This window comes from Streptomyces sp. NPDC107562 (genome assembly GCF_055657325.1).
In genome coordinates this window covers 671600-687129 of record NZ_JBVKBE010000003.1, presented here as the reverse complement: position 1 = coordinate 687129, position 15530 = coordinate 671600, and the positions used below count along the sequence as shown (strand labels likewise).

Annotated in this window: 13 protein-coding genes; 3 read left to right on the top strand and 10 right to left on the bottom strand. The window is 73.4% G+C overall.

What is annotated here, in order from left to right:
- The 6 genes from ACZ7LV_RS13290 to ACZ7LV_RS13265 all read right to left on the bottom strand — a co-directional run.
- Window positions 1-1001: HAMP domain-containing protein (locus ACZ7LV_RS13290; RefSeq protein ID WP_471938815.1), on the bottom strand; the 1001-nt coding region annotated here is incomplete at its 3' end.
- 214 nt (window positions 1002-1215) lie between these two features.
- Complete coding sequence (gene dnaK / locus ACZ7LV_RS13285; RefSeq protein WP_471938813.1) at window positions 1216-3087, bottom strand: molecular chaperone DnaK; 1872 nt, start codon at window positions 3085-3087, stop codon at window positions 1216-1218.
- A 132-nt stretch (window positions 3088-3219) separates the two neighbouring features.
- Complete coding sequence (locus tag ACZ7LV_RS13280) at window positions 3220-4020, bottom strand: glycerophosphodiester phosphodiesterase family protein (protein WP_471938811.1); 801 nt, start codon at window positions 4018-4020, stop codon at window positions 3220-3222.
- Window positions 4021-4084: 64 nt separating this feature from the next.
- A complete protein-coding gene (locus ACZ7LV_RS13275; RefSeq protein WP_471938809.1) occupies window positions 4085-4510 on the bottom strand; it encodes an OsmC family protein in 426 nt (141 codons plus the stop codon).
- 226 nt (window positions 4511-4736) lie between these two features.
- Complete coding sequence (locus ACZ7LV_RS13270; protein ID WP_471938807.1) at window positions 4737-6872, bottom strand: phage holin family protein; 2136 nt, start codon at window positions 6870-6872, stop codon at window positions 4737-4739.
- Between the two features lie 134 nt (window positions 6873-7006).
- Window positions 7007-7408 carry a hypothetical protein gene (locus tag ACZ7LV_RS13265; RefSeq protein ID WP_401665832.1) on the bottom strand — a complete coding sequence of 134 codons (402 nt, stop codon included), beginning with the start codon at window positions 7406-7408 and terminating at the stop codon, window positions 7007-7009.
- An 82-nt stretch (window positions 7409-7490) separates the two neighbouring features.
- Between ACZ7LV_RS13265 and ACZ7LV_RS13260 the strand changes: the two genes are divergently transcribed.
- Window positions 7491-8264, top strand: coding sequence for an MBL fold metallo-hydrolase (locus tag ACZ7LV_RS13260; protein ID WP_471938805.1), 774 nt, complete (start codon window positions 7491-7493; stop codon window positions 8262-8264).
- Window positions 8261-8872 (top strand): DedA family protein, encoded by a 612-nt coding sequence (locus tag ACZ7LV_RS13255; protein WP_471938803.1) that lies wholly within the window; start codon window positions 8261-8263, stop codon window positions 8870-8872. The genes ACZ7LV_RS13260 and ACZ7LV_RS13255 overlap by 4 nt, the downstream gene beginning before the upstream one ends.
- Before the next feature lie 465 nt (window positions 8873-9337).
- Here ACZ7LV_RS13255 and ACZ7LV_RS13250 read toward each other — a convergent pair whose 3' ends face one another.
- The 4 genes from ACZ7LV_RS13250 to ACZ7LV_RS13235 all read right to left on the bottom strand — a co-directional run bounded on the left by ACZ7LV_RS13250 (window position 9338) and on the right by ACZ7LV_RS13235 (window position 13423).
- Complete coding sequence (locus tag ACZ7LV_RS13250; protein WP_471938802.1) at window positions 9338-10420, bottom strand: MBL fold metallo-hydrolase; 1083 nt, start codon at window positions 10418-10420, stop codon at window positions 9338-9340.
- Window positions 10417-11664: an aminotransferase class I/II-fold pyridoxal phosphate-dependent enzyme gene (locus tag ACZ7LV_RS13245; RefSeq protein ID WP_471938800.1), complete on the bottom strand. Its 1248-nt coding sequence runs from the start codon at window positions 11662-11664 to the stop codon at window positions 10417-10419. Before ACZ7LV_RS13245 ends, ACZ7LV_RS13250 begins: the two co-directional genes overlap by 4 nt.
- Before the next feature lie 135 nt (window positions 11665-11799).
- Window positions 11800-12438, bottom strand: a complete 639-nt coding sequence (locus ACZ7LV_RS13240; protein ID WP_471938798.1) for a hypothetical protein — start codon at window positions 12436-12438, stop codon at window positions 11800-11802.
- A gap of 184 nt (window positions 12439-12622) precedes the next feature.
- Entirely contained in the window at window positions 12623-13423 is an 801-nt protein-coding gene (locus ACZ7LV_RS13235; protein WP_471938796.1) for an RNA polymerase sigma factor SigF, read from the bottom strand.
- A gap of 237 nt (window positions 13424-13660) precedes the next feature.
- Between ACZ7LV_RS13235 and ACZ7LV_RS13230 the strand changes: the two genes are divergently transcribed.
- Entirely contained in the window at window positions 13661-15481 is a 1821-nt protein-coding gene (locus ACZ7LV_RS13230) for a thiamine pyrophosphate-requiring protein (protein ID WP_471938794.1), read from the top strand.
- Window positions 15482-15530 lie beyond the last annotated feature (49 nt).

Genomic DNA, 15530 nt, shown 5'->3' with positions numbered 1-15530 from the left:
TGGTCGACCATCGTGTTGATGGTGTTCTTCAGCTCCAGGATCTCGCCCCGCGCGTCCACCGTGATCTTCTGCGAGAGATCGCCCTTGGCCACCGCGGTGGCGACCTGGGCGACGTTGCGGACCTGGGAGGTCAGGTTGCCCGCCATGAAGTTCACCGAGTCGGTGAGGTCACGCCAGGTGCCCTTGACGCCCTTGACGTCCGCCTGGCCGCCGAGGCGCCCCTCGGTGCCCACCTCACGGGCCACCCGCGTGACCTCGTCCGCGAACGCGGAGAGCTGGTCGACCATCGTGTTGATGGTGTTCTTCAGCTCCAGGATCTCGCCCCGCGCGTCCACCGTGATCTTCTGCGAGAGATCGCCCTTGGCCACCGCCGTGGTCACCTGGGCGACGTTGCGGACCTGGGAGGTCAGGTTGCCCGCCATGAGGTTGACCGAGTCGGTCAGATCGCGCCAGACGCCCGCGACCCCGGGCACCTTGGCCTGACCGCCGAGCCTGCCCTCGCTGCCGACCTCACGGGCGACGCGCGTGACCTCGTCGGCGAATGCCGAGAGCTGGTCGACCATCGTGTTGACGGTCTCCTTCAGCTCCAGGATCTCGCCCCGCGCCGGCACGTCGATCTTCTGGGACAGGTCGCCCTTGGCCACCGCCGTCGCCACCTGGGCGATGTCGCGGACCTGGGTGGTGAGGTTGCCGGCCATGGCGTTGACCGAGTCGGTCAGATCGGCCCAGGTGCCGGAGACCCCGGGTACCTCCGCCTGGCCCCCCAGCGTCCCCTCGGTGCCCACCTCGCGGGCGACGCGGGTGACCTCGGAGGTGAACACGGACAGCTGGTCCACCATGCCGTTGAACACCGTGGCGATGTCGCCCATGAGGCCGTCGGCGTCCTCGGGCAGCCGCGTGCCGAAGTCACCGTCCCGGACCGCTGTCAGGCCCGCCAGGAGCCGCCTGAGCTCCTGGTCGCCCGGCACCGACTCGGTGACCTCGCTCGTGTTGCTGGTCATGCGCACCCTCGTTCCCCTCCCAGGGGCAATGCCGACTGTTCCTGGATCCGTGCGGCGGAGAAATACGCCGCAGGCTAACAGTCTCCAGGGTGCGCACACACTCTCCCCCCTATGCGCACATGCGGGGGCTCACCTGGCCGGAAACAGACCAGGGCCGCGCGCGGGCGGCGCCGGGTCGAGGAGATTCCGTGACGCCGCCCACCGCCCGGCGGGTTCAGGCCGCGCCGCCCTTGGTGTCCCGCTCGTCGTCGACGATCTCCGCGTCCACGACGTCCTCGTCCCCCGGGGCGGCACGCTCCCCGTCGCCGCCGGCGGCGTCCCCGGCCGGCGTCTGCTGGGCCTGCGCGTACATGGCCTGGCCCATCCGCTGGCTGACGCCGGCGAGCTTCTCGACGCCGGCCCGCAGGTCACCGGTGTCCGCGTCGCGCTCCAGTGTCTGCTTCAGTTCCGTGATCGCCGACTCGACCTCCGCGCGGGTGTCGGCCGGGACGCGCTCCTCGTTCTCCCGCAGGAACTTCTCCGTCTGGTACACGAGTTGCTCGGCCTGGTTGCGCGTCTCGGCGGCCTCCCGGCGCCCCCGGTCCTCCTCGGCGTACTGCTCGGCCTCCCGCATCATGCGGTCGATGTCGTCCTTCGGCAGCGCGGAGCCGCCGGTGACGGTCATCTTCTGCTCCCGGCCGGTCGCGAGGTCCTTGGCGGAGACGTGCATGATGCCGTTGGCGTCGATGTCGAAGGCGACCTCGATCTGCGGGACACCGCGGGGGGCGGGCGGCAGGCCGGTGAGGTCGAAGGTGCCGAGCTTCTTGTTGTAGGCGGCGATCTCGCGTTCGCCCTGGTAGACCTGGATGCCGACCGACGGCTGGTTGTCGGTGGCCGTCGTGAAGATCTCCGAACGCCTGGTCGGGATCGTCGTGTTGCGCTCGATGAGCTTGGTCATGATGCCGCCCTTGGTCTCGATGCCCAGGGACAGCGGGGTGACGTCGAGGAGCAGCACGTCCTTGACGTCGCCGCGGATGACACCGGCCTGGAGGGCCGCTCCGACGGCCACCACCTCGTCCGGGTTGACCCCCTTGTGCGGCTCCTTGCCGGTCAGCTCCTTGACCAGGTCGGTCACGGCGGGCATCCGGGTGGAGCCGCCCACGAGGATGACGTGGTCGATCGCGGCGAGTTTGACGCCGGCGTCCTTGACCGCCTGGTGGAAGGGGGTCTTGCAGCGGTCGAGGAGATCGGCGGTGAGCTCCTGGAACTGGGCGCGGGTGAGCTTCTCGTCCAGGTGCAGCGGGCCCTCGGCGGAGGCGGTGATGTACGGCAGGTTGATCGTCGTCTCCGAGGAGCTGGACAGCTCGATCTTGGCCCGCTCGGCGCCCTCGCGGAGGCGCTGGAGCGCCATCTTGTCGTTGCCGAGGTCGATGCCGTTGTGCCCCTTGAAGCGTTTGACGAGGTACTCGACGATCCGCTGGTCCCAGTCGTCGCCGCCGAGGTGGGTGTCACCGTTGGTGGCCTTGACCTCGATGACGCCGTCACCGATCTCCAGGAGCGAGACGTCGAAGGTGCCGCCGCCGAGGTCGAAGACGAGGACGGTCTGCTCCTCGCCCCGGTCGAGACCGTAGGCGAGGGCGGCGGCGGTGGGCTCGTTGATGATCCGCAGCACCTTCAGGCCCGCGATCTCCCCGGCCTCCTTCGTCGCCTGCCGCTGGGCGTCGTCGAAGTACGCGGGCACGGTGATCACCGCGTCCGTGACGTCCTCGCCGAGATACGCCTCGGCGTCCCGCTTCAGCTTCTGCAGCACCCGCGCCGACAGCTCCTGGGCCCGGAAGCGGGTGCCGTCGACGGAGCCCTCCTCGGGGAAGCGCCAGCTCGCGTCGCCCATGTACCGCTTGACGGAGCGCGCGGTGCGCTCGACGTTGGTCACGGCCTGCCGCTTGGCGACCTCGCCGACGAGTACCTCACCGTTCTTGGCGAAGGCCACGACCGACGGTGTGGTCCTCGCCCCCTCCGCGTTGGCCACGACCGTGGGGTCGCCGCCCTCCAGGACGGCCACCACGGAGTTCGTGGTCCCGAGATCGATTCCGACCGCGCGTGCCATCGCTGTCCCCTTCCGCCAGGGCGCCCCTTGAAGTCCAGCACAGAACGCGGGTGGGCTCCTGTCAATGGGGCCCCAGATCGTGCGAACGGTCGTGCAGGCGGCCATGGACGTACATACCCGGACAGGGCCCGCTCAGTCCGCGCGCGGCTGCCGGGCCGGTGCGTCCGGCCGGGTGGCGCGGGTCCCCTCCGACGGGGCCGCGCCGTCCGGGGCGCCGTCGCGCAGGGCCACGGCGTGCCGGGGGCGGTCGGTGATCAGGACGTCGACCCGCGCGTCACCGAGGAAGGTCCGCATCGCGGGCTCCTCGTTGACCGTCCACACCATGGTGTACAGGCCGTGCCGGGCGGCCTCGCGCAGTACGTTCGCCCTGGCCAGGCGCTGGTGCACGGCGACGCCGTGCGCCCCGCAGGCCCGCACCCGTCGCATCGGGAACAGCTCGCTCGCCCGGACGGCGGCCAGCCGCGCCGGCGCGATCCTGGCGCCGCCCCGGCCGAGGGAGAGGGCCGTGCGGACCCCGGGAAAGGCGCCGGTGATGGCGGCGACGGAACGATCCTCCAGAGTGGTGGCGACGAATCCGTCCCGGCCGAGCAGCGCGACCGCGCGATCGACCAGCGCACGCTCGTACCCGGTCTCCTTGAGGTCCAGGTGGGCGACGAGTTTCCCGGCGAGCAGCTCCATGACGTCCTCCACCAAGGGGACCGGACGTCCGGTGCGCGCGCTGAGCTCGGCGTGGGTGAGCGCGGTCAGCGGCGGACCGTCGGGCCCGACCCGGGCGTCGTGGTGGACGACGAGCACCCCGTCGGCGGTGCGCCGGACGTCGAACTCGGCGTACTCCGCGCCCGACAGCAGGGCGTCCTCGTAGGCCTCCCAGGTGGCGGGGCCGAAGCGCTCGCCGCCACCCCGGTGGGCACAGACGGCGGGGCGTGGCGGCATGACGTTCTCCTCCGCACGGTCAGGCCGCCCCCGCGGGGACGGCCTGGCTCTGGTGCTGCGTGCCTCAGGCGAGCTTCGCCGACAGCGTGATCGGGACGGCCTTCAGGGCCTGGCTCACCGGGCAGTTGGCCTTCGCGTCCTCGGCGGCGGCGACGAACGCGTCGTTGTCCAGGCCGGGGACGGTGCCCTCGACGGTCAGGACGATGCCGGTGATGCCCTCACCCGGCTGGAACGTCACGTCGGCCGAGGTGACGAGCTTCGTGGGCGGGGTGCCGGCGCCGGCCAGGCCGTGCGACAGGGCCATGGAGAAGCAGCTGGAGTGGGCGGCGGCGATCAGCTCCTCGGGGCTGGTCTTGCCGTTCGCCTGCTCGGCGCGCGACGGCCACGACACCGGCTGCTGGCCGATGCCGGAGGAGTCGAAGGTGACGACGCCGTTGCCCTCGAGCAGGTTGCCTTCCCAGACGGTGTGTGCGGAGCGCGTGGTTGCCACGGTTGTTCCTTTCGCATGCTCTCGATGCGACCCCGTGCCCGGGGTTCTCGGGCCCTATCCGATCACATTCCGGCTCACCGCACGCGAAACACCGGACCACGTCCGGTGAACGGCAGCCGGGCGCCCTGAACGCCGGGGCCGCCGGGGCTCTCCTGCGGGGCCGGAGCCGAAGGGGGTACGGCCCCGGGTACGGTCCCGGTGGCGTGCATGAGGTGGTGCGTCCACCTCACAGGATATTGTCCCGTGTGGCCTGGTTCGGCACCGGAAAAGCTGTGGCCTCGCGGACCGTGCGCGGGGAATCGTCCAGCGGCACCTGGGGGCCGTTGCCCTCCCGCAGCCAGCGGCGCAGCACCCGGTGCACCTGCTCCGCACCGACCAGCGGCTCGCCGTCCGCCACCGGCGCGGACAGGTCGAGCGGCGACAGCAGGAAGGGCCGCCCCTGGCAGCCGCCGAGCCCGCCGTGCGAGCCGATCTGCTCCTCGAAGGCGAGCACCTCGCCGTCGGCGGGGTCGTGGAAGGAGTTCACCATGATGTCGGCGGTGTGCGGGAAGGAGTGCGTGCGGCGCACGGCGTCCGCGGCCCCTATCCCGAACCCGGCCAGCGGCCCGGGGTGTTCGTCGCTCAGCTCGCTCACGGGTGTCTCGGCGCCGTTCGCACCGAGCACGACACCACCGTGCTCCTCGCTGCTGACCAGCAGGAAGCCGATGCCGGGATGGTTCGCGAGGGTCGGCAGCAGCGCCGGGTGGCGGGCGTCGATCTCCTCCCTGCTCATCCGGTGGCGCACGTCCGGGAAGGAGACCAGGCCCAGGTTGCCGGAGGCCAGCACGACCGGCTCCGAGCGGCGCGCGGGGCGGCGCTCCTCGTACTCCTCCTCCACCGGCCGGCGCAGCGCGGCCCGGACGGCGGCGCGGGCCTCGGTGCCGCTGCGGGTACGGCGCGCACGGCGCGGCACGGGCAGCCCGCAGCCGGCCCGGACCAGGTCGGCGAGGGTGAGGCCGTAGCGGGCGCGGAAGGTCTCGCCAGGGCTCTGGCCGTGGTCGGACAGGACGACGATCCGGTACGGGCGCGGGGCGTGCTCGGCGACCTTCTCGATCAGCGCGAGCGACCGGTCGAGGCGTTCGAGGACCTTCTCGGCGTCCCGGCTCGTCGGCCCCGAGTGGTGCGCCACCTCGTCGTAGGCGACCAGGTCGGCGTAGACGGCGGTGCGCCCGGCGAGCAGGTCGCCCATGACCGCGGCGACGACGACGTCGCGCTCCACGACGGTCGCGAAGGCGCGGACGAAGGGGTAGAGGCCGCCGCGCGAGACGCGCGGACGGATCCGGCGTATCCGGGCCCGGGTGGACTGGACCGTCTCGCGGCCGGTCTCCGCGACGAAGGACAGCGCCGTGCGCACGGCGTTGGCCGGGTCGGAGAAGTACGCGAAGTAGCCCGCCCGGGAGCGGGTCTCGCGGCTGCGCCGCCGGGTGGCGATGGACAGCACGAGGGCCTGCTCGTCGGCGCCGCCGCTGAAGAGGTTGCCGCGACTGGCGCCGTCGACGGTGAGCAGTCCGCCGTCGCCGGTGCGCTCGACGGCGCGGCGCTGGAGTTCGGCGGCGCTGGTCGGCCGGTTGCTGACCATCACCTCCTGGGTGTCCTTCTCGTACCAGCGGAAGGCCGGGACGTCGAAGGTGCTGCCGTGCAGGATGCCGAGCTGACTGGCGCCGGTCTGGCTGGACCAGTCGGTGCGCCACGGGGTGAGGCGGTGGGTGACGCTGCCGGGGCCCTCGGCCGATCCGTAGCCGAGCCAGCGGGCGACCGTCGGCATCAGCCCCTTGCCGACGGCGGCCGTCAGCACGTCGTGCCCGACGCCGTCGAGCTGGACGAAGACGGTGCCCGGGGGTGCCGCGCCGTCCGGGGCCGGGCGGCGACCGCGGTGGGCCAGGCGGTACAGGCGGCGCCGGTAGGCGTCGTCGTCGCGGACGGCGAGCGCGGCGCCGGTGGCGGAGGCGACGGCGGACATCACGGCGGCCACGACCACCGCCGTCTCCGGATCGACGGCGCCGCGCTCGGCCGGGTTCAGACGCAGTGCCACGAGCAGCAGCGCACCGTTGAGGAAGAACACCAGCAGCCCGAGCACCAGCGCGGGCACCAGCAGCAGGAGCCGGACGAGCGGCGGCCAGACCAGGGCGGACAGCAGACCGAAGGCGCCGGCCGCGAAGGCCGCGGTCACGGCGATCGTGGTGGCGCTGTCGCCGTCGGCGTGCTGCAACTGGAAGTCCGGCAGGATCCCCGCGAGCACGAGCATGGTGACGGTGCTGACGGCCCACACCGCGACGCTCCGCCCCACCTGGCTGACGACCCGCCGCCAACGCCCTCCGAGCACTCCCCGTACACCTCACGTCCCGGCCCGACACCGCCGCGAGCCTGCGTCCAGATTGTCACAACGCGTGCCGGAACCCTCGCGTTCCCCCGGTGCGGGGCGGTGGCACGGCGGTACGACGGCGGTACGACGGTCCGTCAGCCTCCGTCGTAGCCCGCCGTCGGCATCGACAGCCGCCGGTGCACCCGGGCCTTCATCTGGGCGTCGTAGGACGGCTCGGCGTGCCCGACCGTCTCGACCCGCACCCCGCGCCGCGCGCACTCCGCGGTGAACTCCTCGACGTTCGCCAGGGCGCACTCCAGCACCCGGCGGCTCGGCGCCACGAAGAGGTCGCGTCCGGGCCGCACGCCGTCCCACAGGGCGCAGTGGTCGGGGCGCAGCGCGCGGACCAGCAGTTCCCGGGCGACGACGTACCCGCGCTCCGCCGCCCAGCGCGCGCACATCGCGTGCTGACTGCGGGAGTCGACCAGGAAGGGGTCCGCGTCGAGTTGCTCCAGCGGCGTCAGACTGGCGATCGCCGTGACGCGCATTGCTCCCATGGCGCCCCCTCACCTCCGGGTTTCGCCGCCGACCCTACTCCTGCCCGTAGGCTTCGGGGAGTCGCGCGAAGGAGGCAAAGAAGTGCCGGTGGAGATCACCTGGTGGGGGCACGCCACCTGCACGGTCGCCGATTCGGACACGCGGGTGCTCACCGATCCCCTGTTCGCCCGTAGGCTCGCGCACCTGCGCCGCCGCCGGGGCGCGATACCCCCGCCCGGCGCCTGGGGCGCCGACGTCGCCCTCGTCTCCCACCTGCACGCCGACCATCTGCACGTGCCGTCCCTGGCCCGGCTCGCGCCGGGCACGCGCCTGCTCGTACCCCGGGGCGCACCCCGGGCGGTACCCGCGCTGCGCCGGCTCGCCCATCTGCGCCTGACGGAGATGGCCCCCGGCGACACCACCCGGGTGGCCGACCTGACCGTACGGGCCGTGCCCGCCCGGCACGACGGCCGGCGGCTGCCGGTCGGACCGCACCGCGTCCCCGCCCTCGGCTACGTCGTCGAGGGTGAGGCCCGCACCTACTTCGCCGGGGACACCGGGCTGTTCGACACCATGGCGGCGGAGGTGGGACCCGTCGACGTGGCGCTGCTGCCGGTCGGCGGCTGGGGCCCCTATCTCGGACACGGGCACCTGGATCCCGGGCTGGCCGCCGAGGCGCTGCTCCGGCTGGCGCCGCGCAGCGCGGTGCCGGTGCACTTCGGCACGTACTGGCCGATCGGCATGGACGCGGTACGGCCGCACGAGTTCCACACGCCCGGCGACGAGTTCGTGCGGCTGGCGGCGGTGCGGGCGCCGAAGGTGGCGGTGCATCTGCTGGGGCACGGGCAGAGCGTGCGGCCGGAGGTCGCCCGGTGAGCTGGCTCGCGGCGGTGCCGTCGCCGATACCCGCCGAGTCGACCCAGCAGGCGTTCGGCTATCCGACGCTGTTCCTGCTGGTGCTCGCGGGCGCGCTGATACCTGTCGTGCCGACGGGGGCGCTGGTGAGTTCGGCGGCGGTGGTCGCCTTCCATCAGACGGCGCCGTTCTCGCTGGCGCTGCTGTTCGTGACGGCGTCGCTGGCCGCCTTCCTCGGCGACGCCACGCTGTACTGGCTCGGGCGGCGCGGCCTGAAGTCGAAGAACGGCTCGCGGTGGCTGGAGGGGATCCGGGCGCGGGCGCCGGAGGAGCGGCTCGCGCAGGCGCAGGACAAACTCGCTTCGCACGGTGTCGCGGTGCTGGTGCTGTCCCGGCTGGTGCCGGCGGGCCGGCTGCCGGTGATGCTGGCGTGTCTGCTGGCGAAGTGGCCGATGCGGCGGTTCGCCCGGGGGAACCTGCCGGCGTGTCTGGCGTGGGCGGTGACGTACCAGCTGATCGGGATTCTGGGTGGGTCGCTGTTTCCGGAGCCGTGGGAGGGGGTCGTCGCGGCGGTGGCGCTGACGCTGGTCGTCAGTGTGGTGCCGGGGGTTTGGCGGCGCGTGCGGTAGGCCTCCGGGGGCGGGGGGTTTCGGTACGGGGTGTTTTCTTGGGCGGGGCCTTCTCGGCGGATGGTTCTCGGGGGTGCGGGTGTCTTCGGGGTGCGGGTCGTGGGTGGCTGGTCGCGCAGTTCCCCGCGCCCCTTGAGGTCGGCGTGCGCGTCCGGCGTCTTCCGGTGGCCCGCGTTCCTGGAGGTCGGCGTGCGCGTCCGGCGTCTTGCGGAACCCCCCGGCCCTGGAGGTCGGGGTGCGCGTCCGGCGTCTTGCGGGGGCCCGCGCCCCTGAAGGTCGGCGTGCGCGTCCGGCGTCTTGCGGACACCCGCGTTACTGAAGGTCGGCGTGCGCGTCCGGCGGTTTGCGGACCCCCCGGCCCTGGAGGTCGTGGGGCGCGTCCGGGGGCTGCGGTGCTCCCGGCCCTGGAGGTCGGGGGGTGCGTTCGGTGGTTTGTGGGGGGGGCGGGGTGGGCGTGTGGCGTGGTCAGGGGGTGGGGGGCAGGGCCCTGGAGGCTCCTATGGGGAGGTCCCACAGGTGGTCGCGGGGGCGGCCGGTGCGGGCCCAGGCGGCGCAGGTGCGGGCGAGGGGTTCCAGGACCGGTTCCGCGGACAGCACGAACGTTCCCCAGTGCATCGGCGCCATCCGCCGGGCGCCCAGGTCCTCCACGGCGCGGACCGCCTCCTCCGGGTCGCAGTGCACGTCGCTGAGCCACCAGCGCGGGTCGTACGCGCCGACCGGCATCAGCGCGAGGTCGATGCCGGGGTAGCGGCTGCCGATGCGTGAGAACCAGTGGCCGTAGCCCGTGTCGCCCGCGAAGTAGACGCGCCCGCCGTCGGGGTCGGTGAGCACCCAGCCGCCCCACAGGGTGCGGCAGGTGTCGGTGAGGGTGCGCTTGGACCAGTGGTGGGCGGGGACGAAGTCGAAGCGCACGCCGTCCAGTTCGGCGGCCTCCCACCAGTCCAGCTCGGTGACGCGGGTGAAGCGGCGGCGCTTGAACCAGGGGCCGAGCCCGGCGGGGACGAACACCGGTGTGTCCCGCGGGAGTCGGCGCAGCGTGGGGGCGTCCAGGTGGTCGTAGTGGTTGTGGCTGATGACCACCGCGTCGACGCGGGGCAGCTCGCTCCAGGGCACCCCGACCGGGGTGATCCGCGCCGGGGTGCCGAGGATGCGACGGGACCAGACGGGGTCGGTGAGTACCGTGAGCCCGCCGACGCGCAGCACCCAACTGGCGTGTCCCGCCCAGGTGACGGCGATCGTACGGGCGTCGACGCGGGGCAGCGGGCCGGGTGCGAAGGGGACCCGGGGGATGTCCGCGAGGCCCTCACGTCCGGGGCGTACGGCGCCTTCGCGGGCGAACCGGGCGACGGCCTTGAGTCCGGGCAGCGGCGCGGTCAGGCGGTCGTGGAAGGTGCGGGGCCACACGCGCCGTTCGGCGAGCGGACGGGGCTCGGCGAGCGGCGGGCAGGGCCGCGCGAGCGGTGGCACGGCCGGTGCCGCCTCCCTGGACGCCGTATCGTCGGCCTCCTGGGCGGACGTGCTCGTGGTCGACTCGGACTGTTGCGTCATCGAGGAGACTCCCGTCGCTGGGCGTCGTCACGGAGATCGTCGAGTACCGACCTGAGGTTGAGCAACGCGCGTTCCACGTGCGGCAGTTCCAACGGCGCCGGGGAGGCGAGGCATTCCGCGCGCTCGGCGTCGGTCCGGCCCAGCAGCGGGCCGGTGGACAGCCGTACGCGCAGTGCCGGCAGGTCGTCCCCGAAGCGGTGACCGCCCGGCGCGGGCGTGCCGAGCCGGGCGGCGAGGAAGTCCTCCAGTTCCTGGGCGTCCCCCACGTCGTGCGCGGCGAGCCCGGACCGCAGCGGGCCCAGGTCCATGTACAGGTGCCGGCCGGCCTGCGGCGGCGGGGAGAGCGCGCCCGCGGCGATCGCCGTACGGTGCGCGGCCTCGGCCACGCCGGCGTGCAGGCGTACGACGGCGCGCGCGTGGGCGGCGAGCGGCTCGGGCTCGCCCAGCGCGTAGCCGGCCGCGGCGGCGACCGGTCCGGCGACGCGGGCGTCGAGGGCGGTCAGCACATCCAGCACGCGCGCGTGCAGCCCGTCCCCGGTCTCGCCCTCGGGGAACCGGGCCACGGCGGCGGGCCATCCGGCGGGCAGCAGGGAACCGGCCAGGTCGGTGACGACGGTGGCCCGGCCGGGCAACATCTCCGCCGGGCTGAGAAGCACCGTGGCGTGCGGGGCGTGCAGGGTGTCCCGCCAGGTCTCGTCGCTGACCAGGTGCAGTCCCTCGCCGGCGGCGGCCTCGACGGTCTCGTGCAGCAGTTCGGGCGGCGCCACCGTGGCCGTGGGATCGTCCGCGACGGACAGCACCAGCAGCCGCGGGTCCCCGCCCTCGGCGCGCACCCGGCGCACGGTCTCCAGCAGGGCGTACGGATCCGGCACGCCGCCGCACTCGGCGGGTGTCGCCACATGGAACACCGGCCGGCCCAGCAGCCGGGCGTACGGCGCCCACCAGGCGGCGCAGGGCCGCGGCACCAGCACGTCACCGCCGACGGCCGCGGTCAGCGCCAGCAGCAACGCGGGCGCGCCCGGCGCGGCCACGACGCGGTCGGGACCGGCGGCCAGTCCCCGTCGCTCCCAGTAGCCGGCCGCCGCCTCCCGCAGTGCCCCGTCGCCGCCCACCGGCTCGCCGGCGGCGCGGCCCGCGGCGGCGGCCAGCACGGCGGACAGCTCGGGCAGCACGGGCAGGCCGTCGTCGGGGAAGTGCGGCCCGTAACGGACGGGCCCGTGGCCTTCCGGTTCCGTCCGCCGCATGCGTACCTCCGCGCCAGTTGCCGGTGCCTGCCGGTGCCGTGTGGTGCCGCCCGGGTGCCGGGTCGGGGCGTCGGGCGGTGTGATGCGTACGGTCCCGGTCGTGCTCTCGCTCTGCGTACCCAGCAGGGCGCCGCCTCAGGCGTCCCCTCGCGTGTCCCTGCGCCACAGCCGGTGACCGGCGGCACCGGCCGCTCCGGCGATCAGCAGGCCGCCGGCGACCAGCGCGGGCACCGAGTCCTCGAAGCTTCCGCCGTTGCCGGCCCGCACGCCGTACTCGATCGCGGGACCGCCGCCGCACCACTGCTTCGGTTCGGCGCAGCCGGGTGTCCCGGCAATGGCGGCCTCGACCGGCACGGTGAAGGTCGTGCTCCACGCCTTGGCCGTCGCGCCGGCCGCAGCGGGGCAGGTCCCGTCGACGCTCCACGCCGAGGCCGTGCCGGCGGCCGCCGTACCGGCGGTGAACGTGCTCTCGGGCAAAAGGAGGGCGCTGCCCTCGTAGACGGGCCCGGCCGCCGGGGTGGCGGTGGCCTCCTCGTCGACGACCAGCTTCAGCTCCACCGTGCCGTCGGCGAAGGCCTCGGAGGTCGCCTCGATCACCTCGGGCGGTGTCCCGGTCAGGGCGTCGCAGACGACGGCGACGGTGACCGTGCCGTCCGGCTGGGCGGCCGCGGGCGACACCTCCGCCTCCGGATCCGCGAACGCGAGCGGAACCGCCCCACCCAGAGCAGCCCCGGCTATGAGGAGTACGGACAGGACACGGGCGCTGCGGCGCATGGGAGGGACTCCTTAGACCGACGGAGGGGTACGGATCCGCACCCCCACAGCCATCACAGCCCGCGGCCCCCACTCCTGCCCGCGCCCGGACCCCATTCGCGGGAACGGCACGCCCAACCAGGTGACAAGCCCGCCGTGGGCGCACTCCGGTCCCACGCAGACCTGGGATCTCGCGCGCAGGCCCTCAGGACCTGTCCCGCATCACTTCCTGCCGCACCCGGTCGCAGGAGCGGTTGATCAGCCGGGAGACGTGCATCTGGGAGATGCCCAGCTGCTCGGCGATCCGGCTCTGTGTCATGTCGCGGAAGAACCGCATGTAGAGGATCTCCCGCTCCCGCTCGGGCAGCTCGGCCAGCCGGGGCTTGACGGCCTCGCGGTCCACCACCGTCTCGAGGGCGGGGTCGGCCGCGCCGAGCGCGTCGCCGAGCGAGTGGCCGTCCTCGCTGCCGGGCAGCTCGGCGTCGAGGGACAGCGCGCTGTAGCTCTCCAGCGCCTCCAGCCCGGCCCGTACGTCCTCCTCGGACATGCCGGTGTGCCGGGCGATCCCGGCCACGTCGGGCTGCCGCCCCGGGGTGCCCGGGCCGTCCGCGGACAGCTCCTGCATCGCGACCCGCACCTTGTTGCGCAGGTCCTGCACCCGGCGCGGCACGTGGAGGGTCCACATGTGGTCCCGGAAGTGCCGCTTGATCTCTCCGGTGACGGTCGGGACGGCGTAGCTCTCGAAGGCGTGGCCGCGCGCGGGGTCGTACCGGTCGACGGCCTTGACCAGTCCGAGCGCCGCGACCTGGCGCAGGTCCTCGTGGTTCTCGCCCCGGCTGCGGAAGCGTCCGGCCAGCCGGTCGGCCATGGGCAGCCAGGCCTCGACCAGCTCGTCGCGCAGCGCGTCGCGCTCGGGGCCGGCCGACAGTGCGGCCAGCCGGCGGAAGGCGTCGGCGGTGTCGGGTGCGTCGTCGTGCGGGTGCCGCCTGCTGACTCGGGTGCGCATGGTGCGTCCCAACTCCCTTGCGGTGCTTTGGGTTGGAGGGTCACCGCGGAAGCGCGCAGCCGGTCGGACGGGCCGTACGCGGAGCCTGCGGGCAGCTCCCACGGACGTGCCTGCGGTCCGAAGCACGAAGGCGCGCCTGCCCGTGGCCCCTGGGCGCAAACACCTCGGGTTTTCGGGCCGGGCTGAGGGTGACTCGTGACGGGTGCTGCCATGTCGTCTCGTCCGGGAGGTCACTCCATGAGCACCAAGGTCTCCGACCACGTCCTGCAGCGGCTGCGCGAGTGGGGTGTGGAGCACGTCTTCGGATACCCCGGCGACGGCATCAACGGCCTGCTCGCCGCCTGGGGCCGCGCCGAGAACCAGCCGCGTTTCGTCCAGTCGCGGCACGAGGAGATGTCGGCGTTCCAGGCGGTCGGCTACGCCAAGTTCAGCGGTCGCCTCGGGGTGTGCGCCGCGACGTCGGGACCGGGCGCGATCCATCTCCTCAACGGACTGTACGACGCCAAGCTCGACCATGTGCCGGTGCTGGCGATCGTCGGCCAGACGCACCGCAGCGCGATGGGCGGCTCGTACCAGCAGGAGGTGGACCTGCACTCGCTGTTCAAGGACGTCGCCTCGGACTTCCTGGAGACGGTGACGGTGCCCGAGCAGCTGCCGAACGTGCTGGACCGGGCGATCCGCACCGCGTACGCGCGCCGCGCCCCCACGGCGGTCATCATTCCCGGGGACGTCCAGGAGCTCGACTACGAGCCGCCCACGCACGAGTTCAAGATGGTGCCCTCCAGCCTGGACCGCAGTGCCTGGACGGCGGTCCCCTCGGAGGACTCGCTGCGCCGGGCGGCGGAGGTGCTCAACACCGGTGACAAGGTGGCGATCCTGATCGGCCAGGGCGCGTCGGGGGCGCGCGCGGAGGTGGAGCGGATCGCCGAGCTGCTCGGCGCGGGCGTCGCCAAGGCGCTGCTGGGCAAGGACGCACTGAGCGACGAGCTGCCGTATGTCACCGGCTCGATCGGCCTGCTGGGCACGCGTCCGTCGTACGAGCTGATGCGTGACTGCGACACGCTGCTGACCATCGGTTCGTCCTTCCCGTACTCGCAGTTCCTGCCGGAGTTCGGCAGCGCGCGCGGGGTGCAGATCGACATCGACCCGCACATGGTGGGGATGCGCTACCCCTACGAGGTGAATCTCGTCGGGGACGCCAAGGAGACCCTGCGGCGGCTGATCCCGATGCTGGACGGCGACCGGGGACGCGAGTGGTTCGACACGGTGTGCGACAACGTGCACCGCTGGCGGGACGTGATGGAGCGCCGGGCGGCGCTGTCGGCGGATCCGATCAACCCGGAGTACGTGGCCCGGGCGCTGGACCCGCTGCTGCCGGACGACGCGATCGTCACGTCGGACTCGGGTTCGACGTCCAACTGGTACGCCCGCCATCTGACGATGCGCGCCGGCATGCGCTCCTCGCTCTCCGGGACGCTGGCCACGATGGGCTGCGGGGTGCCGTACGCGATCGGCGCGAAGTTCGCCCACCCGGACCGGCCCGCGATCGCGCTGGTCGGCGACGGGGCGATGCAGATGAACGGGCTGGCGGAGCTGATCACGGCGGCGAAGTACCGGGACCTGTGGCAGGACCCGCGGCTGGTGGTCGCCGTGTGGAACAACCGCGACCTGAACCAGGTCACCTGGGAGATGCGGGCCATGGGAGGAGCGCCGTCCTTCCTGCCCTCCCAGGAGCTGCCGGACGTGCAGTACGCGGCCTTCGCCCGGTCGCTCGGCCTGACCGGGGTGCGGGTGGAGAAGCCGGAGGACGTCGAGGCGGGCTGGCGGGCCGCGCTGGAGGCCGACGGGCCGGCGGTGATCGAGTTCGTGACCGACCCGGCCGTTCCACCGATCCCGCCGCACGCGACCTGGGAGCAGATGGAGGCGACGGCCGCGTCGATCCTGAAGGGCGACGCCGACCGGGGCGCCATGGTCCGGCAGGGCTTCAAGGCGAAGATGCAGGAGTTCCTGCCGGGTCGGGAGAAGAAGCAGCCGCAGGAGCAGCCGGAGCGGGAGTAGCCGGGGAGAGGGCGAAATCGGGCCGAATGCGGTCGTGCGCGGCCCGTGT

What these genes read in the sequence shown, in the direction of transcription:
- ACZ7LV_RS13240 (WP_471938798.1), bottom strand. Translation starts at nt 12,438, where the DNA reads ATGCGCCGCAGCGCCCGTGTCCTGTCCGTACTCCTCATAGCCGGGGCT.
- ACZ7LV_RS13230 (WP_471938794.1), top strand. Translation starts at nt 13,661, where the DNA reads ATGAGCACCAAGGTCTCCGACCACGTCCTGCAGCGGCTGCGCGAGTGG.
- ACZ7LV_RS13265 (WP_401665832.1), bottom strand. Translation starts at nt 7,408, where the DNA reads ATGGGAGCAATGCGCGTCACGGCGATCGCCAGTCTGACGCCGCTGGAG.
- ACZ7LV_RS13245 (WP_471938800.1), bottom strand. Translation starts at nt 11,664, where the DNA reads ATGCGGCGGACGGAACCGGAAGGCCACGGGCCCGTCCGTTACGGGCCG.
- ACZ7LV_RS13250 (WP_471938802.1), bottom strand. Translation starts at nt 10,420, where the DNA reads ATGACGCAACAGTCCGAGTCGACCACGAGCACGTCCGCCCAGGAGGCC.
- ACZ7LV_RS13280 (WP_471938811.1), bottom strand. Translation starts at nt 4,020, where the DNA reads ATGCCGCCACGCCCCGCCGTCTGTGCCCACCGGGGTGGCGGCGAGCGC.
- dnaK (WP_471938813.1), bottom strand. Translation starts at nt 3,087, where the DNA reads ATGGCACGCGCGGTCGGAATCGATCTCGGGACCACGAACTCCGTGGTG.
- ACZ7LV_RS13235 (WP_471938796.1), bottom strand. Translation starts at nt 13,423, where the DNA reads ATGCGCACCCGAGTCAGCAGGCGGCACCCGCACGACGACGCACCCGAC.